The sequence below is a fragment of the Streptomyces sp. NPDC058758 genome (genome assembly GCF_042746075.1).
GTDB lineage: Bacteria > Actinomycetota > Actinomycetes > Streptomycetales > Streptomycetaceae > Streptomyces.
The window spans coordinates 16,133-39,533 of record NZ_JBHYPS010000042.1 but is presented as its reverse complement, the minus strand read 5'-3'; the positions used below and the strand labels follow the sequence as shown (position 1 = coordinate 39,533).

Annotated in this window: 19 protein-coding genes; 16 read left to right on the top strand and 3 right to left on the bottom strand. The window is 75.2% G+C overall.

Annotated elements, in window-relative coordinates; translation table 11 throughout:
- Position 1 precedes the first annotated feature (1 nt).
- From asnB to ACFW6A_RS33180, 16 genes are read left to right on the top strand one after another with little or no spacing between them, the layout of a single operon-like run.
- The gene (gene asnB / locus ACFW6A_RS33255; protein ID WP_386645246.1) at positions 2-1,936 is read left to right on the top strand and encodes an asparagine synthase (glutamine-hydrolyzing); all 1,935 of its coding nucleotides are present in this window, start codon (positions 2-4) and stop codon (positions 1,934-1,936) included.
- Between the two features lie 16 nt (positions 1,937-1,952).
- Positions 1,953-4,145 (top strand): bi-domain-containing oxidoreductase, encoded by a 2,193-nt coding sequence (locus ACFW6A_RS33250; RefSeq protein WP_386645243.1) that lies wholly within the window; start codon positions 1,953-1,955, stop codon positions 4,143-4,145.
- Complete coding sequence (locus ACFW6A_RS33245; protein WP_351842397.1) at positions 4,142-6,112, top strand: alginate lyase family protein; 1,971 nt, start codon at positions 4,142-4,144, stop codon at positions 6,110-6,112. The genes ACFW6A_RS33250 and ACFW6A_RS33245 overlap by 4 nt, the downstream gene beginning before the upstream one ends.
- On the top strand, positions 6,106-7,689 hold the full coding sequence (locus ACFW6A_RS33240) for a right-handed parallel beta-helix repeat-containing protein (RefSeq protein ID WP_386645241.1): 1,584 nt from the start codon (positions 6,106-6,108) through the stop codon (positions 7,687-7,689). Before ACFW6A_RS33245 ends, ACFW6A_RS33240 begins: the two co-directional genes overlap by 7 nt.
- Positions 7,686-8,948 (top strand): O-antigen ligase domain-containing protein, encoded by a 1,263-nt coding sequence (locus ACFW6A_RS33235; protein WP_351842401.1) that lies wholly within the window; start codon positions 7,686-7,688, stop codon positions 8,946-8,948. Before ACFW6A_RS33240 ends, ACFW6A_RS33235 begins: the two co-directional genes overlap by 4 nt.
- 7 nt (positions 8,949-8,955) lie before the next feature.
- A complete protein-coding gene (locus ACFW6A_RS33230; RefSeq protein ID WP_351842403.1) occupies positions 8,956-10,167 on the top strand; it encodes a glycosyltransferase in 1,212 nt (403 codons plus the stop codon).
- Positions 10,164-11,399: a class I SAM-dependent methyltransferase gene (locus ACFW6A_RS33225; RefSeq protein WP_386645237.1), complete on the top strand. Its 1,236-nt coding sequence runs from the start codon at positions 10,164-10,166 to the stop codon at positions 11,397-11,399. The genes ACFW6A_RS33230 and ACFW6A_RS33225 overlap by 4 nt, the downstream gene beginning before the upstream one ends.
- Complete coding sequence (locus tag ACFW6A_RS33220) at positions 11,396-12,190, top strand: glucose-1-phosphate cytidylyltransferase (protein WP_351842406.1); 795 nt, start codon at positions 11,396-11,398, stop codon at positions 12,188-12,190. Before ACFW6A_RS33225 ends, ACFW6A_RS33220 begins: the two co-directional genes overlap by 4 nt.
- Entirely contained in the window at positions 12,187-12,834 is a 648-nt protein-coding gene (locus ACFW6A_RS33215; protein ID WP_386645235.1) for a PIG-L deacetylase family protein, read from the top strand. Before ACFW6A_RS33220 ends, ACFW6A_RS33215 begins: the two co-directional genes overlap by 4 nt.
- A 3-nt stretch (positions 12,835-12,837) precedes the next feature.
- Positions 12,838-13,863: an SDR family oxidoreductase gene (locus ACFW6A_RS33210; protein ID WP_351842409.1), complete on the top strand. Its 1,026-nt coding sequence runs from the start codon at positions 12,838-12,840 to the stop codon at positions 13,861-13,863.
- Positions 13,851-15,131 carry a DUF4910 domain-containing protein gene (locus ACFW6A_RS33205; protein ID WP_351842411.1) on the top strand — a complete coding sequence of 427 codons (1,281 nt, stop codon included), beginning with the start codon at positions 13,851-13,853 and terminating at the stop codon, positions 15,129-15,131. Before ACFW6A_RS33210 ends, ACFW6A_RS33205 begins: the two co-directional genes overlap by 13 nt.
- On the top strand, positions 15,128-16,429 hold the full coding sequence (locus ACFW6A_RS33200) for a hypothetical protein (protein WP_386482940.1): 1,302 nt from the start codon (positions 15,128-15,130) through the stop codon (positions 16,427-16,429). Before ACFW6A_RS33205 ends, ACFW6A_RS33200 begins: the two co-directional genes overlap by 4 nt.
- Complete coding sequence (locus ACFW6A_RS33195) at positions 16,426-17,373, top strand: glycosyltransferase family 2 protein (RefSeq protein WP_386482937.1); 948 nt, start codon at positions 16,426-16,428, stop codon at positions 17,371-17,373. Before ACFW6A_RS33200 ends, ACFW6A_RS33195 begins: the two co-directional genes overlap by 4 nt.
- Positions 17,370-18,587 carry a polysaccharide pyruvyl transferase family protein gene (locus ACFW6A_RS33190; RefSeq protein ID WP_351842417.1) on the top strand — a complete coding sequence of 406 codons (1,218 nt, stop codon included), beginning with the start codon at positions 17,370-17,372 and terminating at the stop codon, positions 18,585-18,587. The genes ACFW6A_RS33195 and ACFW6A_RS33190 overlap by 4 nt, the downstream gene beginning before the upstream one ends.
- Entirely contained in the window at positions 18,584-19,135 is a 552-nt protein-coding gene (gene rfbC / locus ACFW6A_RS33185; protein ID WP_043225248.1) for a dTDP-4-dehydrorhamnose 3,5-epimerase, read from the top strand. The genes ACFW6A_RS33190 and rfbC overlap by 4 nt, the downstream gene beginning before the upstream one ends.
- A 7-nt stretch (positions 19,136-19,142) precedes the next feature.
- Entirely contained in the window at positions 19,143-20,468 is a 1,326-nt protein-coding gene (locus ACFW6A_RS33180; RefSeq protein ID WP_386645230.1) for a glutamate-1-semialdehyde 2,1-aminomutase, read from the top strand.
- A gap of 12 nt (positions 20,469-20,480) precedes the next feature.
- On the opposite strand, the gene ACFW6A_RS33175 is transcribed toward ACFW6A_RS33180, so the two are convergent.
- The 3 genes from ACFW6A_RS33175 to ACFW6A_RS33165 form a co-directional block, all read right to left on the bottom strand.
- Entirely contained in the window at positions 20,481-21,149 is a 669-nt protein-coding gene (locus ACFW6A_RS33175; RefSeq protein WP_386645227.1) for a phosphatase PAP2 family protein, read from the bottom strand.
- 70 nt (positions 21,150-21,219) lie between these two features.
- Positions 21,220-21,906 carry a response regulator transcription factor gene (locus tag ACFW6A_RS33170; protein ID WP_351842424.1) on the bottom strand — a complete coding sequence of 229 codons (687 nt, stop codon included), beginning with the start codon at positions 21,904-21,906 and terminating at the stop codon, positions 21,220-21,222.
- Positions 21,903-23,171, bottom strand: a complete 1,269-nt coding sequence (locus ACFW6A_RS33165) for a sensor histidine kinase (RefSeq protein WP_386645279.1) — start codon at positions 23,169-23,171, stop codon at positions 21,903-21,905. The genes ACFW6A_RS33170 and ACFW6A_RS33165 overlap by 4 nt, the downstream gene beginning before the upstream one ends.
- Positions 23,172-23,401 lie beyond the last annotated feature (230 nt).

The following is a 23,401-nucleotide window of genomic DNA, read 5'->3' as shown; positions in this document are numbered from 1 at the left end:
CATGTGTGGCATCGCGGGCACGTACCGGTGGCCGGACGGGAAGGCCGTGACGGACCGGCTCACCGACACCCTCGCCCACCGGGGGCCGGACGGGGCGGGGCGGTACGGTCATCCGGTCGGCGACGGCGACGTGCAGCTGGGGCACCGGCGGCTGTCGATCGTGGACCTGTCGGAGACGGGCGCCCAGCCGATGGTCTCGGACGGTCTGGTCCTGACGTACAACGGGGAGCTGTACAACGCGCCCGAGCTGCGGGCCGAACTGGCGGCGGCCGGGGTCCGCTTCCGGGGCACGTCGGACACCGAGGTGCTGCTGGAGGCGTGGCGGCGGTGGGGCACGGACTGCCTGCCCCGGCTGCGCGGGATGTTCGCCTTCGGGGTCTTCGACGAGCGGACGGGCGAGCTGGTGCTGGTCCGGGACCAGCTGGGCGTGAAGCCGCTGTTCCTGCTGCGGCGGGACGGGGGGCTGGTCTTCGCCTCCGAGCTGAAGGCGCTGGCCGCGGCGACGGGCGGGGCGCTGGAGGTGGACCACGCGGCGCTGGTCGCCTCGCTGCTGTACTACTGGGTGCCGGACTCGCGGTGCGCGTACCGCGAGGCGGAGAAGCTGCCGCCGGGGAGCTGGCTGCGGTGCCGGCCCGACGGGCGGGTGGAGCGCGGCCGGTTCTGGAACCTGCGGGACGTCGCCGCCGAGGGCCGGGAGCGGGCGCTGAGCGGCGACCTGCCGGACCTGGCCGCCGTCGTCGAGGATTCGACCCGGCGCCACCTGCTCGCGGACGTTCCCGTGGCGACCTTCCTGTCCGGCGGGCTCGACTCCAGCTATCTGACGGCGCTGGCGGCCCGGGACCGGCCGGGGATCTCCGCGTACACGATCGGGTTCCGGGCCGAGGACGCCCGGTTCGAGGCGATGCCGGACGACCTGCGCTACGCCCGGCGGGTGGCGGAGCGGTTCGGCGTCGACCTGCACGAGATCGAGATCGCGCCGGACGTGCTCGACCTGCTGCCGCGGATGACGTACCACCTGGACGAGCCGATCGGCGACCCGGCCGCGATCAACACCTTCCTGATCTGCTCGGCGGCCCGGGAGGCCGGGGTGAAGGTGATGCTGTCGGGGATGGGGGCCGACGAGCTGTTCGCGGGGTACCGCAAGCACCTGGCGAACCTGGTCGCGCTGCGCTACCAGCGGGTGCCGCGGCCGGTGCGGCGGGGGCTGGCCCGGGCGGTGGACCGGCTGCCGGTCGCCTCGGCGCGGCGGGGGTACCGGTCGGTGCGCTTCGCGAAGCGGTTCCTGTCCTTCGCCGAGCTGCCGGAGGAGACGGCCTTCCGCCGCAGCTACACGATGTACGACCGGGACGAGCTGCTCGGGCTGGTCGATCCGGACCTGGCCGGGACGGTCGACGACGTGCTGGCCGAACACGCGGACGTGTACGGGGACAACGACCTGGACGACTTCGTCAACCGGATGTGCCTGGGTGACGCCCGGATGTTCCTGCCGGGCCTGAACCTCGCGTACACGGACCGGTCGAGCATGGCGGCGTCGACGGAGGTGCGGGTGCCGTTCGTGGACGTCGAGGTGGTCCGGGCGGCGTTCGCGGTGCCCGGCGACCGCAAGATCGTCGGGCGGCAGGGCAAGGCCGTCCTCAAGGAGGCGGCGTCCTCCGTCCTGCCGCGCGAGATCGTGTACCGGCCCAAGGGCCTGTTCAGCGCCCCGCTGCGGGCCTGGATGAGCCGGGACCTCGCGCCGCTGGTGCGCGAGGTGGTGAACGACGGCGAGCTGGTCCGCTCCGGTCTGCTGCGCCGCGACGCGCTGCGGCGGCTGGCCGCCGAGGACGCGGCCGGGCACCGGGACCACTCCAAGCACCTGTGGCACGTGCTGACCCTCGAGTACTGGTACCGCGGCGCGACCTCCCGGGCCGGCCAGGGCCCTTCCCTCACTGCGTAGAGACAAGAGGACTTCGGTGAAACAGGTAGTGCAGAACTACAAGAGCGGTGAACTGGCGCTGCTCGACGTGCCGGTGCCCGGGTGCAAGCCCGGCGGGGTGCTGGTCCGGACGGCCTACTCGCTGATATCCACCGGGACCGAGCTGATGAAGGTCTCCGAGGCGGGCATGTCGATGGTCGGGAAGGCCAGGTCCCGGCCGGACCAGGTGGCGAAGGTCGTGCAGAGCGTGGCGACCAACGGGGTGCCCGCCACCTACCGCAAGGTGATGGGGAAGCTGGACTCCTACACGCCGCTCGGCTATTCGCTGTGCGGGGTGGTCGAGGAGGTCGGCGCGGGGATCGACGACGTGAAGGTCGGCGACCTGGTGGCCTGCGCGGGCAACGAGCACGCGCTGCACGCCGAGCTGAACTGGGTGCCGAAGAACCTCTACGCGCCGGTGCCGGACGGCCTCGCGGCGCGGCACGCGGCCTTCGGCACGGTCGGCTCGATCGCGCTCCAGGGCGTCCGGCAGGGCGCGCCGCAGCTCGGCGAGACGGCGCTGGTCATCGGTCTCGGGCTGATCGGGCAGCTGGTGGCGCAGCTCCTCACCGCCTCGGGCGTCCGGGTCGTGGGCGTGGACCCCGACCCGGCGCGCGGCGCGCTCGCCGAGCGCCTCGGTGCGGTGGCCTGTGGCGATCCGGACTCCGCCGTCGTGGCGAACGCGGTCGCCGAGCTGACCGGCGGGCACGGGGTGGACCAGGTGTACCTGGCGGCCGGCGGGGGCAGCAACCAGCCCGTCGAGCTGGCGGCCCGGCTGTGCCGGGACCGGGGCCGGGTCGTCGACATCGGCAAGTGCCGTCTGGACCTGCCGTGGAACGCGTACTACGAGAAGGAGCTGGACGTCCGCTTCTCGCGGAGCTACGGCCCCGGACGCTACGACCCGGAGTACGAGCTGGAGGGCCGGGACTACCCGATCGGCTACGTGCGGTGGACCGAGCGCCGGAACCTCGCGTGCTTCCTCGACCTCCTCGCCCGGGGCGCCGTGGACGTGGAGCCGCTGGTCTCGCACGTCGCCGGTTTCGACGAGGCGGTGGAGACGTACCGGAGCCTGGAGGACGGCGATCTGAAGGCCGTGGCGGTGCTGTTCCGGTACGCCGAGGACGGCGCGCGGGACGAGCCCGCGGCACCGGAGGCCGTCGTGCCCGGGGTGCGGCGCGGCGGGGGCGGGCCCGCTCCGGCCCGGGTGGCGGGGCGTCCGGTGCGGCTGGCGTTCGTCGGCGCGGGGAACTACGCCTCGTCGATGCTGCTGCCGCACCTGGTGGGGCGCGAAGGGGTCGAGCTGTCGGCGGTCGTGACGACGACGGCGCTGTCCGCGGCGAACGCCCGGCGGAAGTTCGGCTTCGGGCGGGCCACCACCGACCTCGACGCGGTGCTCGACGACCCGTCCGTCGACGCGGTGTTCGTCGTCACCCGGCACAGCTCGCACGCCGAACTCACCCGGCGGGCGCTGCTCGCGGGCAAGGCGGTCTTCGTGGAGAAGCCGCTGGCGCTCACCGAGGACGAGCTGACCGGGGTGCTCGCTGCGGTCGAGGAGTCCGGCAACGACCGTCTCCAGGTGGGCTTCAACCGCCGGTTCTCACCGCTGCTGCGGGAGGCGAAGGAGCGGTTCGGCGCCCGGACCGGCCCGGCGAGCCTGCGCTACCTCGTCAACGCCGGCCGGCTCGACCAGGGCAGCTGGTACCTCCGGCAGGGGTCCGAGGGTTCGCGGTTCGCCGGCGAGGGCGGTCACTTCGTCGACACGGCGAGCTGGCTGCTGGGCGCCGACCCGGTCTCGGTGTACGCGGTCGCCCCGGCCGGCAACGAGGACCTCCAGGTCGTCCTGGGCTACCCGGACGGGTCCACGGCCACCGTCAGCTACGTCACCAGCGGTGCGCCCGGCTTCCCGAAGGAGACGCTGGACCTCCTCGCGGACGGCAGGGTGCTGCGGCTCGACGACTTCGTCCGCGCCGGCGTGTGGGACGGGCGCCGCAGGGCGTGGGTGAGCTCGCGGCTGCCCAAGGCGCGGGACAAGGGCCAGAACGCGGAACTCGCCGCGTTCGTGCGGGCGGTGCGGACCGGCGGGCCGATGCCGGTGCCGCTGGAGTCGCTGGTGGCGACGACCGCCGCCACCCTCGCCGTGCGGAAGGGCCTCGCGTCCGGGGTGCCCGTGTCGCTGGTGGCGGCCCGATGACGATGAGCGCGGGCTGGTACCTGCGGCGGCTGTCCCGGATGGGGCCGCGGGAGGTCGGCGGCCGGGTGGGCGACACGGTGCGCAGGCGGCGGTGGCGGTCGGCGCGGCCGGCGGTGCCGCGCGTGACCGGCGCCCGCTTCACCGCGGTGCTGCCGGCGGGGGCGCTCGACGCGGTGGCCCCGGACGCGGCGAAGCGCCTCGTCGCCGAGGCGGACCGGCTGATGGCCGGGCGCGCCGAGTTCTTCGGGGTGGTCCGGGACGACCTGGTCGCCCCGGACTGGTGGCACGACCCGAAGACGGGGCGCCGCGCTCCGTGGGGCTACGCCTTCGACGTGCCGTACCGGGACGAGGAGGCGGTCGGGGACGTCAAGCAGATCTGGGAGCTGTCCCGGCACCAGTACCTCACGGTGCTCGCCGCCGCCTACGCGCTGACCGGTGACGAGCGGTACGCCGAGCGCGTGGCCGCCCACCTGCGGTCGTGGTGGTCGGCGAACGCGCCGCTGCGCGGGGTGCACTGGACGAGCGGCATCGAGCTGGGGATCCGGCTGCTGTCCTGGGTGTGGATCCGGCGGCTGCTCGACGGCTGGCCGGGCGCGGCCGGGCTGTTCGAGGAGAACCCGGTGGCGCTCCGTCAGATCTGGCACCACCAGCGGTGGCTGGCCGCCTTCCCCAGCCGGGGGTCCTCGGCGAACAACCACGTGATCGCCGAGGCCGCCGGGCAGTTCGCCGCGGCCTGCGCGTTCGGCTGGTTCCCCGCCTCGGCGCGCTGGCGGGCCGAGGCGCTGCGCTCCCTGGAGCGGCAGCTGCGCGCCAACACCTTCGGTTCCGGGCTCAACCGGGAGCTGGCCACCGAGTACCACGGCCTGGTGCTGGAACTGGGCCTTGCGGCGGTGGCCGAGGCGGACCGGGCCGGCGTGCCGGTCCCCCGCACGGTCCGCCTGGTGCTGCTGCGGATGACGGACGCGCTCGCGGCCGTCGTCGACGGCCGGCTGCGGCCGCCGCGCCAGGGCGACGCGGACGACGGGCACGGCCTGGTGGTGGACGGGGCGGGCACCGACCGCTGGGGCTCGCTGCTGGCCACCGGGGACGCCGTCTTCGGCCGGCTCCCCTGGTGGCCGGAGGTGACCGGCACCGACGTGCGCACCCCGCTGCTCGCGGCGCTCGTCCGGCCGTACGCGAAGGGCGGCGCTCCCCCGGTGCGGCGCCCGTCGGCCCGGCCGGCCCACTTCGCCGACGCGGGCATGACCGTGCTGCGCGGTCCGGGCGGGATCTGGTGCCGCTGCGACGGCGGTCCGCACGGCTTCCTGTCCATCGCGGCGCACGCCCACGCGGACGCGCTGTCCGTGGAGGTCCGGCACGACGGCGTCGACGTGCTCGCCGACCCGGGGACGTACTGCTACCACGGGCAGCCGGAGTGGCGGAGCTACTTCCGCTCCACCCTCGCCCACAACACGCTCCAGTGGGACGGCGCCGACCAGTCGGTCTCCGGGGGCCCGTTCCTGTGGACCCGGCACGCCCGCACCCGCGTCCTGGCCGTGGACGCCTCCGACGGCGGCGTGGCCCGCTGGTGCGCCGAGCACGACGGCTACCCGGGCGTGACGCACCGCCGCCGGGTGGAGCTGACCGCCGCGCGCGGGGAGCTGCGGGTGGTCGACGAGGTGCACGGCGGTCCCGGAGCCGTCCGCCTGGCGTTCCACCTCGGGCCGGCGGTCACCGCGGAGCTGGTGGAGAACCGGGCGCTGCTCCGCTGGAGCCGGGACGGCGAGGAGCGGTCGGCGGAGCTCGACCTGCCCGGGGAGCTGTCGTGGCGGGCGCACCGGGGCGAGAGCGACCCGCCGCTGGGCTGGTACTCGGCGGGCTTCGGACGCAAGGAACCCGCCACCGCGCTGGTCGGCAGCGGCTCCGCCGACGGCGCGGCGGGGTTCACCACCGTGCTCAGGTTCCACGGCCGGGGGGGCGCGTGGTGAGAGAGCGGCGGCACCGGGCGGTGCCGGCGGCGCCCCTGGTGCTGCTCCTGCTGGCCGCGACCGGCTGCACGGGCGCGGGGGACGCCCCGGCGGGGGCGGCCGGGGCGTCCGGGCCGGGGGCGCCCGCCGGGTCCGTGGGGGCGAAGGGGGCCGTGGCCCGGGTGTGCGACGCGCCGGCGGGCGGTCCCGCGACGGCGCCGGCGGGCGGTCCCGCGACGGCGCCGGCGGGCGCGGTGACGGTCGACCCGTCGGTCGTCGGCGACCTGGTGGCGAAGACCGCGGCCAGCCCGCCGCGCACCACCTTCTGGCTCCGGCCGGGCACGCACACGCTCGGTCCCGGCGCCTACGACCAGGTCGAGGCCAAGGAGGGGAACCGGTACCTGGGGGCGCCGGGGGCGGTGCTCGACGGCCGGGGGGTCAACCGGTACGCGTTCGGCGGGACCGCCGACGGCGTCACCCTGCGGCACCTGACCGTGCGGGGCTTCGCCGCGCCGAAGGACGAGGGCGTGGTCAACCACGACATGGCCGACGGGTGGGTGATCGAGCACCTGCGGATCGAGGACAACTCCGGCGCCGGGCTGATGGCCGGCGCCCGGCAGGAGCTGCGCGCCAGCTGTCTGCGCGGCAACGGCCAGTACGGCATGAACGCCTACAAGACCGGTGACTCCGTCCGGGGCCTGGTGGTCGAGGGGAACGAGATCACCGGCAACAACACCGACGACTGGGAGCGGCGGGAGCCCGGCTGCGGCTGCACCGCCGGCGTCAAGTTCTGGGCCGTCGACGGCGCCGACGTCCGCGGCAACTGGGTGCACGGCAACCGCGGGGCCGGGCTGTGGGCGGACACGAACAACAACGACTTCCTCTTCGAGGACAACCTGGTCGAGGAGAACGACGGCGCCGCGCTGATCTACGAGACCAGCTACAACGCGGTCGTCCGGAACAACACGATCCGGCGGAACAACCGGGTCGAGGGCCGCGCGGCCGCCGAGGAGGGCGACGACTTCCCGTACGCGGCCGTCTACGTCTCCGAGTCCGGCGGCGAGCCCCGGGTCCCGGCCCGCACGGACCGGATCGAGATCCACCGGAACCTGCTGGAGGACAACTGGTCGGGCATCACCCTGTGGGAGGACGCCGACCGGTTCTGCAACAGCCCGTCCAACACCTCCGCCGGCTACTGCACGCTGCTGGTGGAGTCCACCGCGCGCTGCGCGCCGCCCGCGATCGCCGCCCCGCCGCTGCGCTCCGACTGCCGGTGGAAGACCCGGCGGGTCGACGTCCACGACAACCGCTTCGTACTGGACCCGGCCGCCGTGCCGTGTCCGCCGGCGTCGTGCGGCCGGATGGCGGTGCTGGCCGGCCGGGGCACCTCACCGGACTGGTCGCCGTACCTGGGCGGAGGCGTGGCCGAGGCGGTCACCCACGGGCAGGACAACCGCTGGCACGACAACGCGTACGTCGGGCCGTGGACGTTCGTCGCCCGTGGGCCGGGCCGCGGCCTCGACTTCGGGCGGTGGCGGGGCGCGCCGTACCGGCAGGACGCGGGCAGCGTCCTCGACGCCCGGGGCGGTGGCCGATGACCACGGAAGGACGACCGGCGACCACGGAAGGGCGACCGGCGACCGCGCGGCGGACCCCGGGGCTCGTAGGGGTGGCCTGGGCGCTGCTGGCCCTCAACACGCTGGGCTCCGCCGGGGCGAAGACCGTCGTCCCGATCCCCCGCTCCCTCATCCAGATGCTCACCATGGGCGCGCTGGTCGCGGCGTTCGGGCTGGCGCTCGCCGTCAACCGCCCGGTGCGCGTCCGGGCCAGCGCCTTCCTGTTCCTGCTGACCCTGCTCCTCGTGCCGAGCGTGATCGCCAGCGTGCACCTGGAGGTGGGGTTCGGGGCGCTGTTCCGCTGTGCCCGGCTGGCGCTCTTCGTCGCCACCCTGTGGCTGCTGACCCGCTGGTGGGACGGCGGCCTGACCTTCGTCCGCCACCACGTCCGGACGTACTGCGCGGTGCTCGGGCTGGTGGCCGCCGGGCTGGTCGTCGCCCCCGGCACGGCGATGCCGGAGTACTACGGCGGGCGGCTGGTCGGGGCGCTGTGGCCGCTGACCCCACCGCAGATCGGGCAGTACGCGGCGGTGGTCACCGGGCTGACGGTGCTGCTCCTGCTGGGCCGCCGGACGACGGCGTCCGGGGCGGCGGTGGTCATCGTGCCGTCGCTGGTCCTGCTCGCCATGACCCACACCCGCACGGCCACCCTCGGGCTGCTGATCGGCCTGGTGCTGGCGATCGGCTCGCTGTTCCTGACGAGCGCCGCCGCCCGCAGGCTCTTCGCCTGGGCGGTGCTGTGCGCCGTGGTGGCGGCGGTGGTCTTCGGGTCCGCGCTGCGGGCGTGGTTCCTGCGCGGGCAGAGCCGGGAGAACTTCTCGAACCTGACCGGCCGGGCGAAGGTCTGGGACTCCCTCCTCGCGTCGCCCCGGACGGCCGGGGAGACGGTGTTCGGCACGGGCCTGGGCGACAAGTCCTTCGACGGACTGCCGATCGACAACAGCTGGCTGGCCGTCTTCCAGGAGCAGGGGCTGCTCGGTGTGGCGCTGGTGGCGGCGCTGCTCGTCGTGCTCGGCGGGGTGGCGCTGCTGCGGCCGCCGTCGCTGCCGAGGGCCTGCGCGATCTTCCTGATCAGCTACTGCGCGCTCTCGTCGTACACCGAGGTCGGGCTCGGGGACGCCTCGGCGTACCTGCTGCACCTGGCCCTGGCCGCCTCGCTGCTGGTGGCCCCCGCCGCGCCCGTCCGCCCGGCGGCGGCCGGCGTTCCCGCACGACCCGTTCCGCGCTGGGCCAGGAGGTGACCCGAAGGTGCATGTACTCGTGGTGCACAACCGCTACTCCTCGGCGCAGCCGAGCGGGGAGAACAGGGTGGTCGACGAGGAGGTGGGGCTGCTGCGGGCGGCCGGGCACCGGGTCGAGGTGTTCGAGCGGCGCAGCGACTCCATCGCCGGCCGGTCGCTCCTCGGCAAGGCGGCGGTGCCGTTCCTGGTGCCGTGGAACCCGGCGGTCCGCACGGAGCTGGCCGCCCGGCTGCGGGCCGACCGGCCGGACGTGGTGCACGTCCACAACGTCTTCCCGCTCCTGTCGCCCGCGGTGCTGGCCGGCTGCGCGGACGCCGGCGTGCCGGTCGTCGCCACGCTGCACAACTACACGCAGGTCTGCCCGCCCGGGACGCTGCACCGCGACGGCCGGGAGTGCGGCGAGTGCGTCGGGCCGCGGGCGCCGCTGCCCGCCGTCCGGCACGGCTGCTACCGGAACTCCCGGCTGGCGACGGTCCCGCTCGCGGTCGGTCTGGCGGTCAACCGGCGGCGCTGGTGGACGGGCGTGGAGCGGTTCCTCTGCATCTCCGCGGCGCAGCGCGACGTGCTGGTGCGCTCCGGCATGCCGGCCGAACGGCTCGTGGTGAAGCACAACTTCGTGCCGGACCCGGGGCCGGTGCGGTCGGGCGGCGGTGACCACGTGCTCTACCTCGGCCGGCTCGCGGAGCCGAAGGGCGTGCGGCTGCTGATGGCCGCGTGGGACGTGCTGGCGGCGCGGGGCGGTGCCGGGGTGCCGCTGGTGATCGCCGGGGCGGGGCCGCTGGACCGGGAGGTGGCCGCCTGGGCGGCGGACCGGGACGACGTGCGGTACGTCGGCCTGTACGACCCGGAGCAGTGCCGGGAGGCCGTCGCCCGCGCGGTCGCCGTGGTGGCGCCCTCGCTGTCCCTGGAGACCTTCGGGCTGGTGGTCGCGGAGGCGATGGCGGCCGGGGTGCCGGCCGTCGCCGCCGGTCACGGCGCCTTCGTGGAACTCGTCGAGGACGGGGTGACCGGGCTGCTGCACCGCCCGGGCGACCCGGCCTCGCTGGCGTCCCGGATCCGGGAGGTCGCGACCGACCCGGCCCGGAGCCGGGAGATGGGCCGGGCGGCCCGGCTCCGGTACGAGCAGGCGTTCAGCCCGGCCGTCGGGCTCGAACGACTGGTGGAGGAGTACCGCGCCGCGATCGCGGGGCGGACGGAATCGATGGGGGGCAGTACATGACACGGTGCCGACTCTGCGGTTCGACGGCGCTGGGGAGCGTCGTCGACCTGGGGGCGACCCCGCCGTGCGAGAGCTTTCTCGCCGCGGACCAGCTGGACCTGCCCGAACCGGCGTACCCGCTGCACCTGCGGGTGTGCACCGACTGCTGGCTGGCGCAGATCCCGCCGCTGATCACGCCGGAGGAGACGTTCACGCAGTACGCGTACTTCTCCTCGTACTCGACGTCCTGGGTGGAGCACGCGCGGAGGTTCGTCGACGGCGCCGTGGAGCGGGCGGGGCTGGGGCCCGACGCCTTCGTGGTGGAGGTGGCGAGCAACGACGGCTACCTGCTCCGGCACGTGGTGGACCGGGGGATCCGCTGCCTCGGCATCGAGCCGTCGGTGAACGTCGGGGCGGCGGCGCGCGAGGCGGGCGTCCCGACGGTGACGGAGTTCCTGTCGCCGCGGACCGGTGCGGACGTCCGGGCCGCGCACGGCCCGGCGGACCTGGTCGTGGCCAACAACGTGTACGCGCACATCCCCGACGTGGTCGGCTTCACCCGGGGGCTGCGCGCGCTGGTCGCGGACGACGGCTGGGTCTCGATCGAGGTGCAGCACCTGCTGACGCTGATCGAGGAGAACCAGTACGACACGATCTACCACGAGCACTTCCAGTACTACACGGTCGCGTCCGCGATCCGGGCCCTGGCGAGCGGCGGGCTCGCGCTGGTGGACGTCGAGCTGCTGCCGACGCACGGCGGGTCCATCCGGCTGTGGGCCCGGCCGGCCGAGGCGGCGGGCGGGCCGAGCGCGCGGGTGGCCGAGGTCCTGGACCGGGAGAAGGCCGCCGGGCTCCAGGAGCTGTCCGGGTACGCCGAGTTCTCCGCGCGGGTGGCCAAGGTGCGCCGGGACCTGCTGCGGTTCCTGATCGAGGCGGCCGAGCGCGGCGAGACGGTCGTCGGCTACGGCGCGCCGGGCAAGGGCAACACCCTGCTCAACCACTGCGGCGTCCGGCCCGACCTGCTCGCGTACACGGTCGACCGGAACCCGTACAAGCACGGCAGGTTCACCCCGGGCACCCGCATCCCGGTGCTGCCGCCCGAGCGGATCGCCGCCGACCGGCCGGACTACGTGCTGGTGCTGCCGTGGAACCTGCGGGACGAGCTGGTCGAGCAGCTGTCGTACGTGCACGAGTGGGGCGGCCGGCTGGTCTTCCCCATCCCGGAACTGAGCATCGTCGAGGTGACGCGATGAAGGTCGTCCTGTTCTGCGGCGGTTACGGGCTGCGCATGCGCGCCGGCGCCTCCGACGACGTGCCCAAGCCGATGGCGATGGTCGGACCCCGGCCGCTGATCTGGCACGTGATGCGCTACTACGCCTACTTCGGGCACAAGGAGTTCATCCTGTGCCTGGGCTACGGCGCCCACCACATCAAGGACTTCTTCCTCAACTACGAGGAGACGACGTCCAACGACTTCGTACTGCGGGGCGGGCGGACCGAGCTGCTGTCCACGGACATCGCCGACTGGACGATCACCTTCGCGCAGACCGGCATCGAGTCGCCGATCGGGGAGCGGCTGCGCCGGGTGCGCCACCACCTGGACGGCGACGAGATGTTCCTCGCCAACTACGCCGACGTGCTGACCGACGCCCCGCTGCCGGAGATGATCGACCGCTTCGAGCGGCGCGACGCGGGCGCGTCGATGATGGTGGTGCCGCCGCAGTCGTCCTTCCACTGCGTGGACCTGGGCGAGGACGGCCTGGTCGGGGGCATCACCCCGGTGAGCGACCTGCCGCTGTGGGAGAACGGCGGCTACTTCGTGCTCCGCCAGGAGGTCTTCGACCACATACCCGAGGGCGGGGACCTGGTCGCCGACGGCTGCGCCGGGCTGGCGAAGGAGGGCCGGCTGGTGGCGCACCGGCACCGCGGCTTCTGGAAGCCGACCGACACCGTAAAGGAGAAGGCCGCGCTCGACGAGGCGTACGCCCGGGGCGACCGGCCGTGGGCCGTGTGGGAGCGCGGCGGCGCGGGGGTGGGCGCGTGATCGGGCTCGGGACCCGTCCCCTGGAGCGGGTCGCCGCGGTCGGCGCGCACTGCGACGACATCGCCATCGGGGCCGGGGGCACGCTGCTGACGGTCTGCCGGGCGCGGGCGGGCGTCCGCGTCGACGCGCTGGTGCTCTCCGGCGGGGGCGGCGAGCGGGAGCGGGAGGAGCGGGCCGCGCTCGCGGCCTTCTGCCCGGGGGCCGACCTGCGGCTGACCGTGCTCAAGCTGCCGGACGGCCGGCTGCCCGCGTACTGGGACGAGGCGAAGGCGGCGGTCGAGGAGCTGCGCGCGGCGACGGATCCCGACGTGGTGCTGGCGCCGCGCACGGCCGACGCGCACCAGGACCACCGGGGTCTCGCGCGGCTGGTCCCCACCGCCTTCCGCGACCACCTGGTGCTCGGCTACGAGATCGTCAAGTGGGACGGCGACCTCGGCCGCCCGAACGCGTACCAGCCGCTGACGCCGGAGACCGCCGAGGACAAGGTCCGGCTGCTCCAGGAGCACTACCCCTCGCAGCGGCACCGGCCCTGGTACGACCGGGAGGCCTTCCTGGGGCTTGCCCGGATCCGCGGCATCGAGTGCCAGGCGCGGTACGCCGAGGCGTTCGACGTCACCAAACTCACTCTCGACCTGGGGGAATGAATCGTGCGCGTACTGCTGACCGGACACCAGGGGTACCTGGGCACCGTGATGGCCCCAGTCCTCGAAGCCGCCGGGCACGAGGTCGTCGGCCTCGACTCCGGGCTCTTCGCCGACAGCGTCCTCGGCCCGGCGCCCGCGGACCCGGCCGGGCACCGGGTGGACCTGCGCGACGTCACGGCCGAGCACGTGGCCGGGGTGGACGCCGTGATCCACCTGGCCGCGCTCTCCAACGACCCGCTGGGGTCGCTGGCTCCGGAGCTGACCTACGACATCAACCACCACGCGTCGGTGCGCCTCGCGCGGCTGGCCCGCGACGCCGGGGTGCGGCGCTTCCTGTACGCGTCGACGTGCTCGGTGTACGGCGCCGCCGGCGGCGACGAGCTGGTGGCGGAGGACGCGCCGCTGCGCCCGGTGACGCCGTACGCGGAGTCGAAGGTGCGGGTCGAGGACGACCTGCGCGCGCTGGCCGACGCCGACTTCACCCCGGTGTACCTGCGCAACGCCACCGCCTTCGGCTTCTCGCCCCGGCTGCGCGCGGACATCGTGCTGAACAACCTGGTGGGGCACGCGCTGCTGTCCGGCGAGGTCCTGGTCCTCTCCGACGGCACGCCCTGGCGTCCGCTGGTGCACGCGGCCGACATCGCCCGCGCCTTCACGGCGGCGCTGACGGCGCCCCGGGAGGCGGTGCACGACCGGGCGTTCAACATCGGCAGCGAGGTCAACAACGTGACGGTGGCCGAGATCGCCGGGCAGGTCGCCGAGGCGGTGGCGGGCTCGAAGGTGGTGATCACCGGCGAGACCGGCGCCGACCCGCGGTCGTACCGCGTGGACTTCTCCCGCTTCCGGGCCGCGGTCCCCGGCTTCGACTGCGAGTGGACGGTGAAGCGGGGCGCGCTCGAACTCGCCGACGCCTACCGCGAGCACGGCCTGACCCGCGAGGACTTCGAGCGGCGCTTCACCCGGCTGGCCGTGCTGCGCGCGGCCGCGGACGCCGGTGCCGTCGACGGCACCCTGCGGTGGCGCCGATGACGCCCGGCGAGGAGATGCACGCGCTGGTGGAGCGGCTGTACCCGCTGTGCCGGAGCATCACGGGCGACGGGGTGCGCGCCACCCTGGACATCGTCGGCGAGCACATCCCGCTCCGGGTGCACGAGGTGCCGACCGGGACCCGGGTGCTCGACTGGACGGTGCCGCAGGAGTGGAACATCCGGGACGCCTACGTCGCCGACGGCTCCGGCCGGCGGGTCGTCGACTTCGCCGCGTCCAGCCTGCACGTGCTGGGCTACAGCGTGCCGGTGTCGGCCACCATGCCGCTGTCGGAGCTGCGCGCGCACCTCCACACCCTGCCGGAGCACCCGTCCTGGGTGCCGTACCGCACGAGCTACTACGCGCCGGAGTGGGGCTTCTGCCTGGCGCAGGAGACCCTGGACGGGCTGCCGGACGGCGAGTACGAGGTGCGGATCGACTCCACGCTCGCCGACGGGCACCTCACCTACGCCGAGCACGTGGTGCCCGGGGAGGTCTCCGACGAGGTGCTCGTCTCCTGTCACGTCTGCCACCCGTCGCTGGCCAACGACAACCTGGCGGGCGTCGCGGTGGCGGTGCACCTCGCCCGGGAGCTGGCGGAGCGGAAGCCGTACCACACCTACCGGTTCGTCTTCGCCCCCGGCACCATCGGGGCGATCACCTGGCTGGCCCGCAACGCGGAGCGGATCGACCGGGTCAAGCACGGGCTCGTGCTGGCCTGCGCGGGCGACCGCGGCCGGCTGACGTACAAGCGGAGCAGACGCGGCGACGCGGAGATCGACCGGGTGATGCGGCACGTCCTGGAGGCGTCCGGACGCCCGCACCGCGTCACGGAGTTCACGCCGTACGGCTACGACGAGCGGCAGTACTGCTCGCCCGGGTTCGACCTCGGCGTGGGGTCGCTCAGCCGCACGCCGTACGCCGGCTATCCCGAGTACCACACCTCGGCGGACAACCCGGACTTCGTCTCTCCGGAGGCGATGGAGGACACCCTCGCCGTGTGCCGCGAGGCGTTCGCGGTGCTCGACCGCAACCGGCGGTACCTCAACCTGAGTCCGTACGGCGAACCGCAGCTCGGACGGCGGGGGTTGTACGAGTCCCTCGGCGGCCGCAGCGACGCGCGGCAGGCGCAGATGGCGATGCTGTGGGTGCTCAGCCTCTCCGACGGCGAGCACGGTCTGCTGGACGTCGCCGAGCGGGCCGGGCTGCCGTTCGACACCGTCGCCGACGCCGCCGACGCGCTGCGCGCCGCCGGGCTGATCAAGGCGTGAGGCCGGTGACCACCGAGAAGGAGGAGAAGACGGCGGCGCCGGCCGGATCCGGCCGGCGGGCCCTCGCCGGCCGGCTGTCCTGGGGGCTCGCCGACCAGGCGGCCTCCAGCGTGTCCAACTTCGCGGTGGGCGTCTACGTGGCGCGCTCGCTGGGCGTGACCGCGTTCGGCGTGTTCGGTCTCGCCTGGGTGACCTACGGCGTGGTGCTCAACGTCTCCCGCGGACTGGCCACCGACCCGCTGGTGGTGCGGTTCAGCGGCGTGCCGGAGGCCTCCTGGCGCGCGGCGGCGGCCCGGTCCTCGGGCGCCGCGCTGGGAGTCGGTGCCGTCATCGGGGCGGTGTGCCTGCCGGCCGGCCTCGCCCTCGGCGGCGACGTGGGGCCGGCGTTCGCCTGCCTCGGCGCGGTCCTGCCGGCGCTGCTGCTCCAGGACGCCTGGCGCTTCGCGTTCTTCGCCGCGGGCGACGGACGGAAGGCGTTCGTCAACGACGTGGTGTGGGGCGTCGCGCTCGTCCCGGCCATGGTCGTGGCGGCCCGCGTGGGCAGCGTGGCCGCGTTCGTGCTCGCCTGGGGCGGGTCCGCGGCGGTGGCCGCGGCGTACGGCTGCCTCCAGTCCGGCATCCGGCCCCGGGTGGCCGGGGCGCGCGGGTGGCTGCGCGAGCAGCGCGACCTCGGCTACCGGTACCTCGCCGAGAACGTCAGCCTCAGCGGGGCGAGCCAGCTGCGGGCCTACGGTCTGGGGGCGCTCGCCGGGGTGGGCGCGGTGGGCGCGGTGCGGGGCGCCGAGCTGCTGCTGGGCCCGTTCCTCGCCGTCCTGATGGGGCTGTCCCTGGTCACCGTCGCGGAGGCGGCCCGGGTGCTCAGGCGGGCGCCGGACCGGCTGGGCCGGTTCTGTCTCCTCCTCGGCGGCGGGCAGGCCGTCGCCGCGCTCCTGTGGGGCGCGGCGCTGCTCCTCGTGCCGGACCGGGCCGGCGTCCTCGTGCTCGACGAGGTCTGGCCCTCGGCCTCCGCGCTCGTCGTGCCGGCCGCCCTCGGGGTCGCGGGCGCCGGCCTCGGCACCGGCGCGGCGGCCGGGCTGCGCGCGCTCGGCGCGGCCCGGCGCAGTCTGCGCGCCCAGCTCTTCGCCTCCGCCGGCTACGCCGCCGGCGGGCTCGGCGGGGCCGCCGCGGCCGGTGCGGCCGGCTCCGCCTGGGGCGTCGCCGCGGCGACGCTGGCCAGTTCGACCGTGTGGTGGGTCCAGCTGCGGTCCGCCCTGCGCGAGCACCACCAGAAACCGAACCGTGAAGCGAGGACACCATGACCGCCGGACCCCGGCTCAGCATCGGCCTGCCCGTGTACAACGGCGAGGAGTACCTCGCCGAATCGCTGGACGCCCTGCTCGGCCAGACCTACGAGGACTTCGAGCTGGTCGTCTCCGACAACGCCTCGACCGACGGGACGCAGGAGATCTGCCGCGCGTACGCCGCGCGGGACGAGAGGATCCGCTACCTCAGGCTGCCCCGGAACATCGGCGCGGCGCCGAACCACAACTACGTGTTCACCCAGTGCCGCGGCGAGCTGTTCAAGTGGGCCTCGCACGACGACCTGTACGCCCGGGACCTGCTGCGGCGCTGCGTGGAGGCGCTCGACGAGCGGCCGGAGGTGATCCTGGCCCACGCCGACCAGGCGGTCATCGACGGCGACGGCCGGGTGAAGGTGCCGTACGCGTACGGCCTCGCCACGGCCTCCCCGCACGCGCCGACGCGCTTTCGCAGCATGCTGTTCGAGCCGGGCGGCGACGACTTCTACGGCGTGATGCGGGCGGACGTGCTGCGCCGGGTGAAGCCGCACGACAGCTACCACCACGCGGACCGCACCTTCGTCGGCGAGATCGGCCTGCACGGTCCCTTCCACCAGGTGCCGGAGCTGCTGTACTTCCGCCGCGACCACCCCACCCGCGCCGAGCGGGCGAACCCGTCCAAGCGCTCCCGGTGCGTGAACCTGGACCCGCGCAGGGCCGGGCCGCTGCACCCGACGCCCCGGCTGCTCGCCGAGTACGTCTGGGGGTTCGTCGCGGCGATCCGGCGGGCGCCGCTGTCGTCGGCCGACCGGCGCGCCTGCTACCGCCACCTCGTGGAGTGGGCGGCCAGCCGGGCCCGGCCGGGGGCCGGCGAGCGGGTCGAGGACCGCGCCCCGGTCGACCCGGCCGCGCTCACCGTCTCCGTCGACGCCCTCGTCGCCGGGCGCGAGGGACGGGGGCGGTGAGCCCGGTCCGTGTGGGGGTGTTCGGCCTGCTCGGCTCCGGCAACCTCGGCAACGACGGTTCCCTGGAGGCGGTGCTCGGGTACCTGCGCGCCGCGCACCCGGAGGCGGTCGTCGACGCGCTGTGCGGCGGCCCCGAGGCGGTCACGGCCCGGTACGGGATCCCCGCGACCCGGCTGCACTGGTACCGGGGGGAGTACCGGACCGCGTCCCGTGCGGGCGCGGTCGCCGGGAAGGCCGCGGGCAAGCTCGTGGACGCCGTCCGCACGGCGGCCTGGACGCGCCGGCACGACGTGGTGGTCGTGCCGGGCATGGGCGTCCTGGAGGCCACGCTGCCGCTGCGGCCGTGGGGCTTCCCGTACGCCCTCTTCCTGCTCTGCGCGAGCGGCAGGCTGACCCGCACCCGGGTCGCGCTGGTCGGGGTCGGCGCCGCGCCGATCCGCAACCGGGCGACGCGGGCCCTGGTGCGGTGGTCGGCGCGGCTCGCCGCGTACCGGTCCTACCGGGACGAGCCGTCCCGTGCCGCGATGCGGGCGATGGGCGTGGACACCGCGCGCGACGGGGTCCACCCGGACCTCGCCTTCGCGCTGCCGGCGCCGCCCTCCCCCGCCCCCGCCGGGCCGCCGGGGACGGTCTGCGTCGGCGTCATGGCCTTCCGCGGCGGCGACGACGACCGGGCCGGGGCCGAGGAGATCCACCGGCGCTACCTCGACGGGACGACCCGCTTCGTGCGCGCCCTGGTCGCGGACGGCCGGCCGGTGCGGCTGGTCACCGGCGACGCCTGCGACGCGCCGGTGGTCGCCGCGATCCTCGACGCGGTGGACTCGCCGCTGGTCAGCGCGGCCGGGGCGGCGTCGCTGGCCGGCCTGATGGAGGAGATGGCCGCCGCCGACGCGGTGGTGGCGACCCGCTACCACAACCTGGTGTGCGCGCTGAAGGCCGGCGTGCCGACGCTCGCGCTCAGCTACGCGGCCAAGAGCGACGCGCTCATGGCCCGGATGGGGCTCGGCGCGTACTGCCACCCGGCCCGCGCGGTCGACCCGGACCGGCTGCTCGGCCAGTTCCTGGAGCTGGAGAAGCACGCGCCGGAGCTGCGGCGAACCCTGACCGAGCGGAACGCGGTCGCCGCCCGGCAGCTCGACCGGCAGTTCACCGCCCTGACCGCGGCCCTGTTCCCGGCCGCCGACCACGTCCCAACCCCGCGGGAGACCCCATGAAAGCGACCGAAGTCCCCGAGATCGACGGCGCCGTCCTCTTCGAGCCGACGCCGCACGCCGACGAACGCGGCTTCTTCTGCCGCACCTTCGACGCCGACGTCGTCCGCTCGGTGGGCCTCGACCCGGACGCCTTCGTGCAGGACAGCCTGTCCCGCTCGGCGCGGGGCGTGGTGCGCGGACTGCACCTGCGCTCCGGCGCCGGCGAGGCCAAGCTGGTGCGGTGCTCGTACGGCAGGGTCTTCGACGTCGTCGTGGACCTGCGGCCGGACTCCCCGACCTTCCGGAACCGGGCCTTCTTCGAACTGTCCGGCGAGACGCAGGCGACCCTGTACATCCCGGCGGGGTGCGCGCACGGCTTCCAGGCGCTGACCGACACCGCCGACACCTCGTACCGGATCGACCGCCCGCACGATCCGGCCGAGGACGTGACGATCGCCTTCGACGACCCCGAACTGGCCGTCCCCTGGCCGCTGCCGGTCACCTCGGTGTCCCGCCGGGACCGGGAGGCGCCCGGCCTGGCCGAGGCCCTGAAGCGGATGGAGGGCTGAGGCCGGCATGAGCACCGAAGAGTTCGCGCTCCCCCGGTCGCGCGCGGCCAACGAACGTCTGCACGCCCTGGTCCCCGGGGGCGCGCACACCTACGCCAAGGGCGACGACCAGTACCCCGAGGGCCTCGCGCCGGTCATCAGCCACGGCCGCGGCGCCCACGTGTGGGACGTCGACGGCAACCGCTACGTCGAGTACGGCTCCGGGCTGCGGTCGGTCAGCCTCGGCCACGCCCACCCGCGGGTGACCGAGGCGGTGCGGCGGGAGCTCGACCGCGGCAGCAACTTCGTCCGCCCGTCCGTCGTGGAGATCGAGGCGGCGGAGCGCTTCCTGGCCACGGTGCCGACGGCGGAGATGGTGAAGTTCGCGAAGAACGGCTCCGACGCCACGACCGCCGCGGTGCGGCTGGCCCGCGCGGCCACCGGGCGCCCGCTGGTGGCCCTCTGCGCCGACCATCCGTTCTTCTCCGTCGACGACTGGTTCATCGCCACCACGCCGATGAACGCGGGGATCCCGGCCTCCACCGCCGGCCTCACGGTGACCTTCCCGTACGGCGACCTGGCCGCCGCGGAGGAGCTGCTCGCCCGCCACCCGGACGAGATCGCCTGCCTGATCCTCGAACCCGCCACCCACACCGAGCCCCCGCCCGGTTACCTCGCCGGGTTGCGCGAACTGGCCGACCGGCACGGGTGCGTCCTCGTCTTCGACGAGATGATCACCGGCTTCCGCTGGTCCGAGGCGGGTGCGCAGGGCCTGTACGGCGTCGTCCCCGACCTCTCCACCTTCGGCAAGGCGCTGGGCAACGGCTTCGCGGTCTCCGCGCTGGCCGGGCGCCGCGCGCTGATGGAGCGGGGCGGGCTGCGCCACTCCGGCGACCGGGTCTTCCTGCTGTCCACCACGCACGGCGCGGAGACGCACGCGCTGGCCGCGGCGATGGCCGTGCAGGAGACCTACGTCGAGGAGGGCGTCACGGCGCGGCTGCACGCCCTCGGCGAGCGGCTGGCGGCCGGGGTCCGCGAGGCGGCGGCGGCCATGGGGGTCGGCGACCACGTCGTCGTACGGGGCCGCCCCAGCAACCTGGTCTTCGCCACGCTCGACGGGGACGGGCGGCCGTCGCAGGAGTACCGGACCCTCTTCCTGCACCGGCTCCTCGCGGGCGGGGTGCTGGCCCCGTCCTTCGTGGTGAGCGGCGCCCTCACCGACGCCGACGTCGACCGGACCGTCGACGTGGTGGCCGAGGCCTGCGCGGTCTACCGGAAGGCGCTGGACGCCGGCGGCGCCGGCGCCTGGCCGGCCGGCCGGCCGGTGAAGCCGGTGTTCCGCCGCCGCGCCTGAGGTGACGGGGGCTCAGCGCCCCGTCCGCGGACCGGTGCCGGCGACCCGGTCGACCGCCCAGGCGGTCGCCGGCACCACCGCGAGCGCGGTGGCCCAGCCGCCGAGGACGTCGGTCGGGTAGTGCGCGTCCAGCACGATCTGGGCCCAGCCCATGACGGCGCCGGCCGCCGTCCCGGCGGCGAGGACGAGCGAGAGGCCGGCCGGCCGTCCGAGGCCGAGCCGGCCGGCCACGAGCAGCGCCACCACGAGGGCGTACGCGGTGAGGAAGCCGGTGTGCCCGCTCGGGAAGGCGAGGTGCCCGCCGTGGATGGTCCGCCCGACGGCGGGCTTGAGCAGCGTCGTCGCGGCCACGGCCGCGCCGGTCCCGGCGACGACGAGGACGGCCGCGCGGGGCCGCCGTAGCAGCAGGCACCCCGTGGCCGTGCCGAGGACGAGCGCCGCCGCCCCCACCGGCTCTCCCAGGAAGTCCACGGCCTCGGCGAAGGCCCGCCAGGAGGGCCCCGGTCCGCCCGTCAGCGCCCACACCCGGGCGTCCACCCGCCCGGGCGCGCCGTCCCCTCCGTACCGCACCCCGAGGGCCACGACCACGAGCGCGGCGAGGACCGCCGTCACCGCGAGTCCCCCGCGCACCGCCCCGGGCAGCACTCCGTCCCGCCCCGGCCCCGCGTCCGTCCCGCCCATCGCGACGCACCTCCCCCTCCGCGCCCACCCTAGCCACCGCGGGCCGCCGCGCGGGCGGGTGCGGGCGGGCTCACTCCCCGGGGCGCTCCCCGGAGGTTCCGGGGCCGACCAGGCCCGTCTCGTAGGCGACGATGACGGCCTGGACCCGGTCGCGGAGCTTGAGTTTGGCGAGGATGCGGGCGACGTGGGTCTTGACGGTCGCCTCGGCGAGGTGGAGGCGGGCCGCGAGTTCGGCGTTGCTCAGGCCGCGGGCGAGGAGGGTGAGGACCTCCAGCTCGCGCGGGGTGAGGGCGGCGAGGTCGCGGTGGAGGACATCGGTGTCGCCACCCCGGCGGGTGAAGCGCTGGACGAGGCGGCGGGTGATGGCGGGGGCCAGGAGGGCGTCGCCGGTGCGGACGGTGCGGACGGCCGCGGTCAGCTGCTCGGGGGTGACGTCCTTGAGGAGGAAGCCGCTGGCTCCGGCGGACAGCGCCGCGTAGACGTACCGGTCGAGGTCGAAGGTGGTGAGGATGACGACGCGGGGGGCGTCGGCGGTGCCGGTGAGGATGCGGCGGGTGGCCTCCAGACCGTCCATCTCGGGCATCCGCACGTCCATGAGGACGACGTCGGGGCGGGTCCTGCGGACGGCGTCGACGGCCTCCGCCCCGTTGGTCGCCTCGGCGACGACGTCGATGCCGTCCGCGCCGAGGATCAGGCGGAATCCGGTGCGGACCAGGGTCTGGTCGTCGGCGAGGAGCACACGCGGCGGCTGGGTCAAGGCGTCTCCAGGGGGATCAGGGCCTCCACACGGTAGCCGCCGGTCAGGCGCCGGCCCGCGTGCAGGGTGCCGTCGTGGACGGCGAGGCGTTCGCGCAGGCCGATCAGGCCCCGGCCGCTGCCGGTTCCCGTGCCCGGGCGGCCGCCGGTGTCGGTGACCTCGACCCGGAGCCGCTCCGGGCGGTACTCGACGGTGACGGCGGCGGTGGCGCCGGCCGCGTGCTTGACGGTGTTGGTCAGGGCTTCCTGGACCACGCGGTACGCGGCGAGTTCGAGGCCCGGCGGGAGGGGGCGGGGCGGGCCGGTCACCGTCAGGGCGACCGGCAGGCCGGCGTCCCGGACCCGGCCGACGAGCGTCTCCAGCCGGTCCAGGCCCGGCTGCGGCGCCAGTTCCGCGTCCGCCTCCCCGTCCGGGCCGTCGGAGTCGTCGTCCGCCATGGTGAGCAGCCCCATGACGTGGCGCAGTTCGGTCATGGCCGCCCGGCCGCCCGCCTCGACGGCGAGCAGCGCCTCGCCGGCCTGTTCCGGGGAGGTCTTCATGATCGTGCGGGCGGCTCCCGCCTGGATGATCATCACGCTGACGTTGTGCGTGACGACGTCGTGGAGTTCGCGGGCGATCCTGGCCCGTTCGTGCTCGACGGCCCGGCGCAGCGCCTCGGCCTGTTCGCGTTCCAGGGCGGAGAGCCGGGTGCGGCCCTCATCCGTCCGGAGCTTCCAGGTGCGCAGGCCGACGGCGGCCACCGCCATGGGCGCCAGGATCAGCAGGGCGATGTACTCGTTGGGGACGATGGGCGTCACCGAGTTCCCCGAGGTGCCGACGAGGGCGACCGCCACGGGCAGCGCGGTCAGCGTCGCCACGCGGTAGGGGCTGTACACGGCCGCGCTGTAGACGGCGATGACGAAGGCGTAGAAGGTCAGCCGCAGCACGCTCTGCGGCGTGGCCAGGGTGGCGGCGGTGACCACGCACAGCACCGCGAGGGGGTGGCGGCGGCGCAGCGCGAGCGCGCCGGAGGCGATGACCGCGAGCGTCACCATGAGGGCGAGGCCGCCCGTTCCCGACGGGCGCCGCAGGACGACGCGCTCCATGCCCGGGGCGATCTCGCGCACCAGGACGACGCCGACGTTGTCGATGCCGTAGTAGACGGTGACGGCGCCGAGGAGCAGGGCCAGCAGCACGTCGAACAGCCGGGCGCGCGGGGTGGGCCGGGGCGGGGGGCCGCTCGGGCGCCCGAGTGCGCGCAAGGCCCCGCGGGCGGCCTCCCGCAGTCGTTCCGGCGCTGTCCGTGGATCCGTCACCGGTTCATTGTCGCCGTCGCCGCACGGCCGGGAATCCGCCCGCGCGGCTGCTTTCGCGGTGCGGCGTACACCGCTCGCCTACGTCTCGGGGATGACGTCCGGGCCGGTGCTCCCGGCGCGGTACCCCGGAGGGTCCGGGCGGCCGACGCGGGCGGGCCGGGTCCGCTCCTAGCGTGCCCTCAGACCGTCGTGCCCACCGA

What these genes read in the sequence shown, in the direction of transcription:
- ACFW6A_RS33235 (WP_351842401.1), top strand. Translation starts at nt 7,686, where the DNA reads ATGACCACGGAAGGACGACCGGCGACCACGGAAGGGCGACCGGCGACC.
- ACFW6A_RS33245 (WP_351842397.1), top strand. Translation starts at nt 4,142, where the DNA reads ATGACGATGAGCGCGGGCTGGTACCTGCGGCGGCTGTCCCGGATGGGG.
- ACFW6A_RS33180 (WP_386645230.1), top strand. Translation starts at nt 19,143, where the DNA reads ATGAGCACCGAAGAGTTCGCGCTCCCCCGGTCGCGCGCGGCCAACGAA.
- rfbC (WP_043225248.1), top strand. Translation starts at nt 18,584, where the DNA reads ATGAAAGCGACCGAAGTCCCCGAGATCGACGGCGCCGTCCTCTTCGAG.
- ACFW6A_RS33225 (WP_386645237.1), top strand. Translation starts at nt 10,164, where the DNA reads ATGACACGGTGCCGACTCTGCGGTTCGACGGCGCTGGGGAGCGTCGTC.
- asnB (WP_386645246.1), top strand. Translation starts at nt 2, where the DNA reads ATGTGTGGCATCGCGGGCACGTACCGGTGGCCGGACGGGAAGGCCGTG.
- ACFW6A_RS33195 (WP_386482937.1), top strand. Translation starts at nt 16,426, where the DNA reads ATGACCGCCGGACCCCGGCTCAGCATCGGCCTGCCCGTGTACAACGGC.
- ACFW6A_RS33220 (WP_351842406.1), top strand. Translation starts at nt 11,396, where the DNA reads ATGAAGGTCGTCCTGTTCTGCGGCGGTTACGGGCTGCGCATGCGCGCC.
- ACFW6A_RS33175 (WP_386645227.1), bottom strand. Translation starts at nt 21,149, where the DNA reads ATGGGCGGGACGGACGCGGGGCCGGGGCGGGACGGAGTGCTGCCCGGG.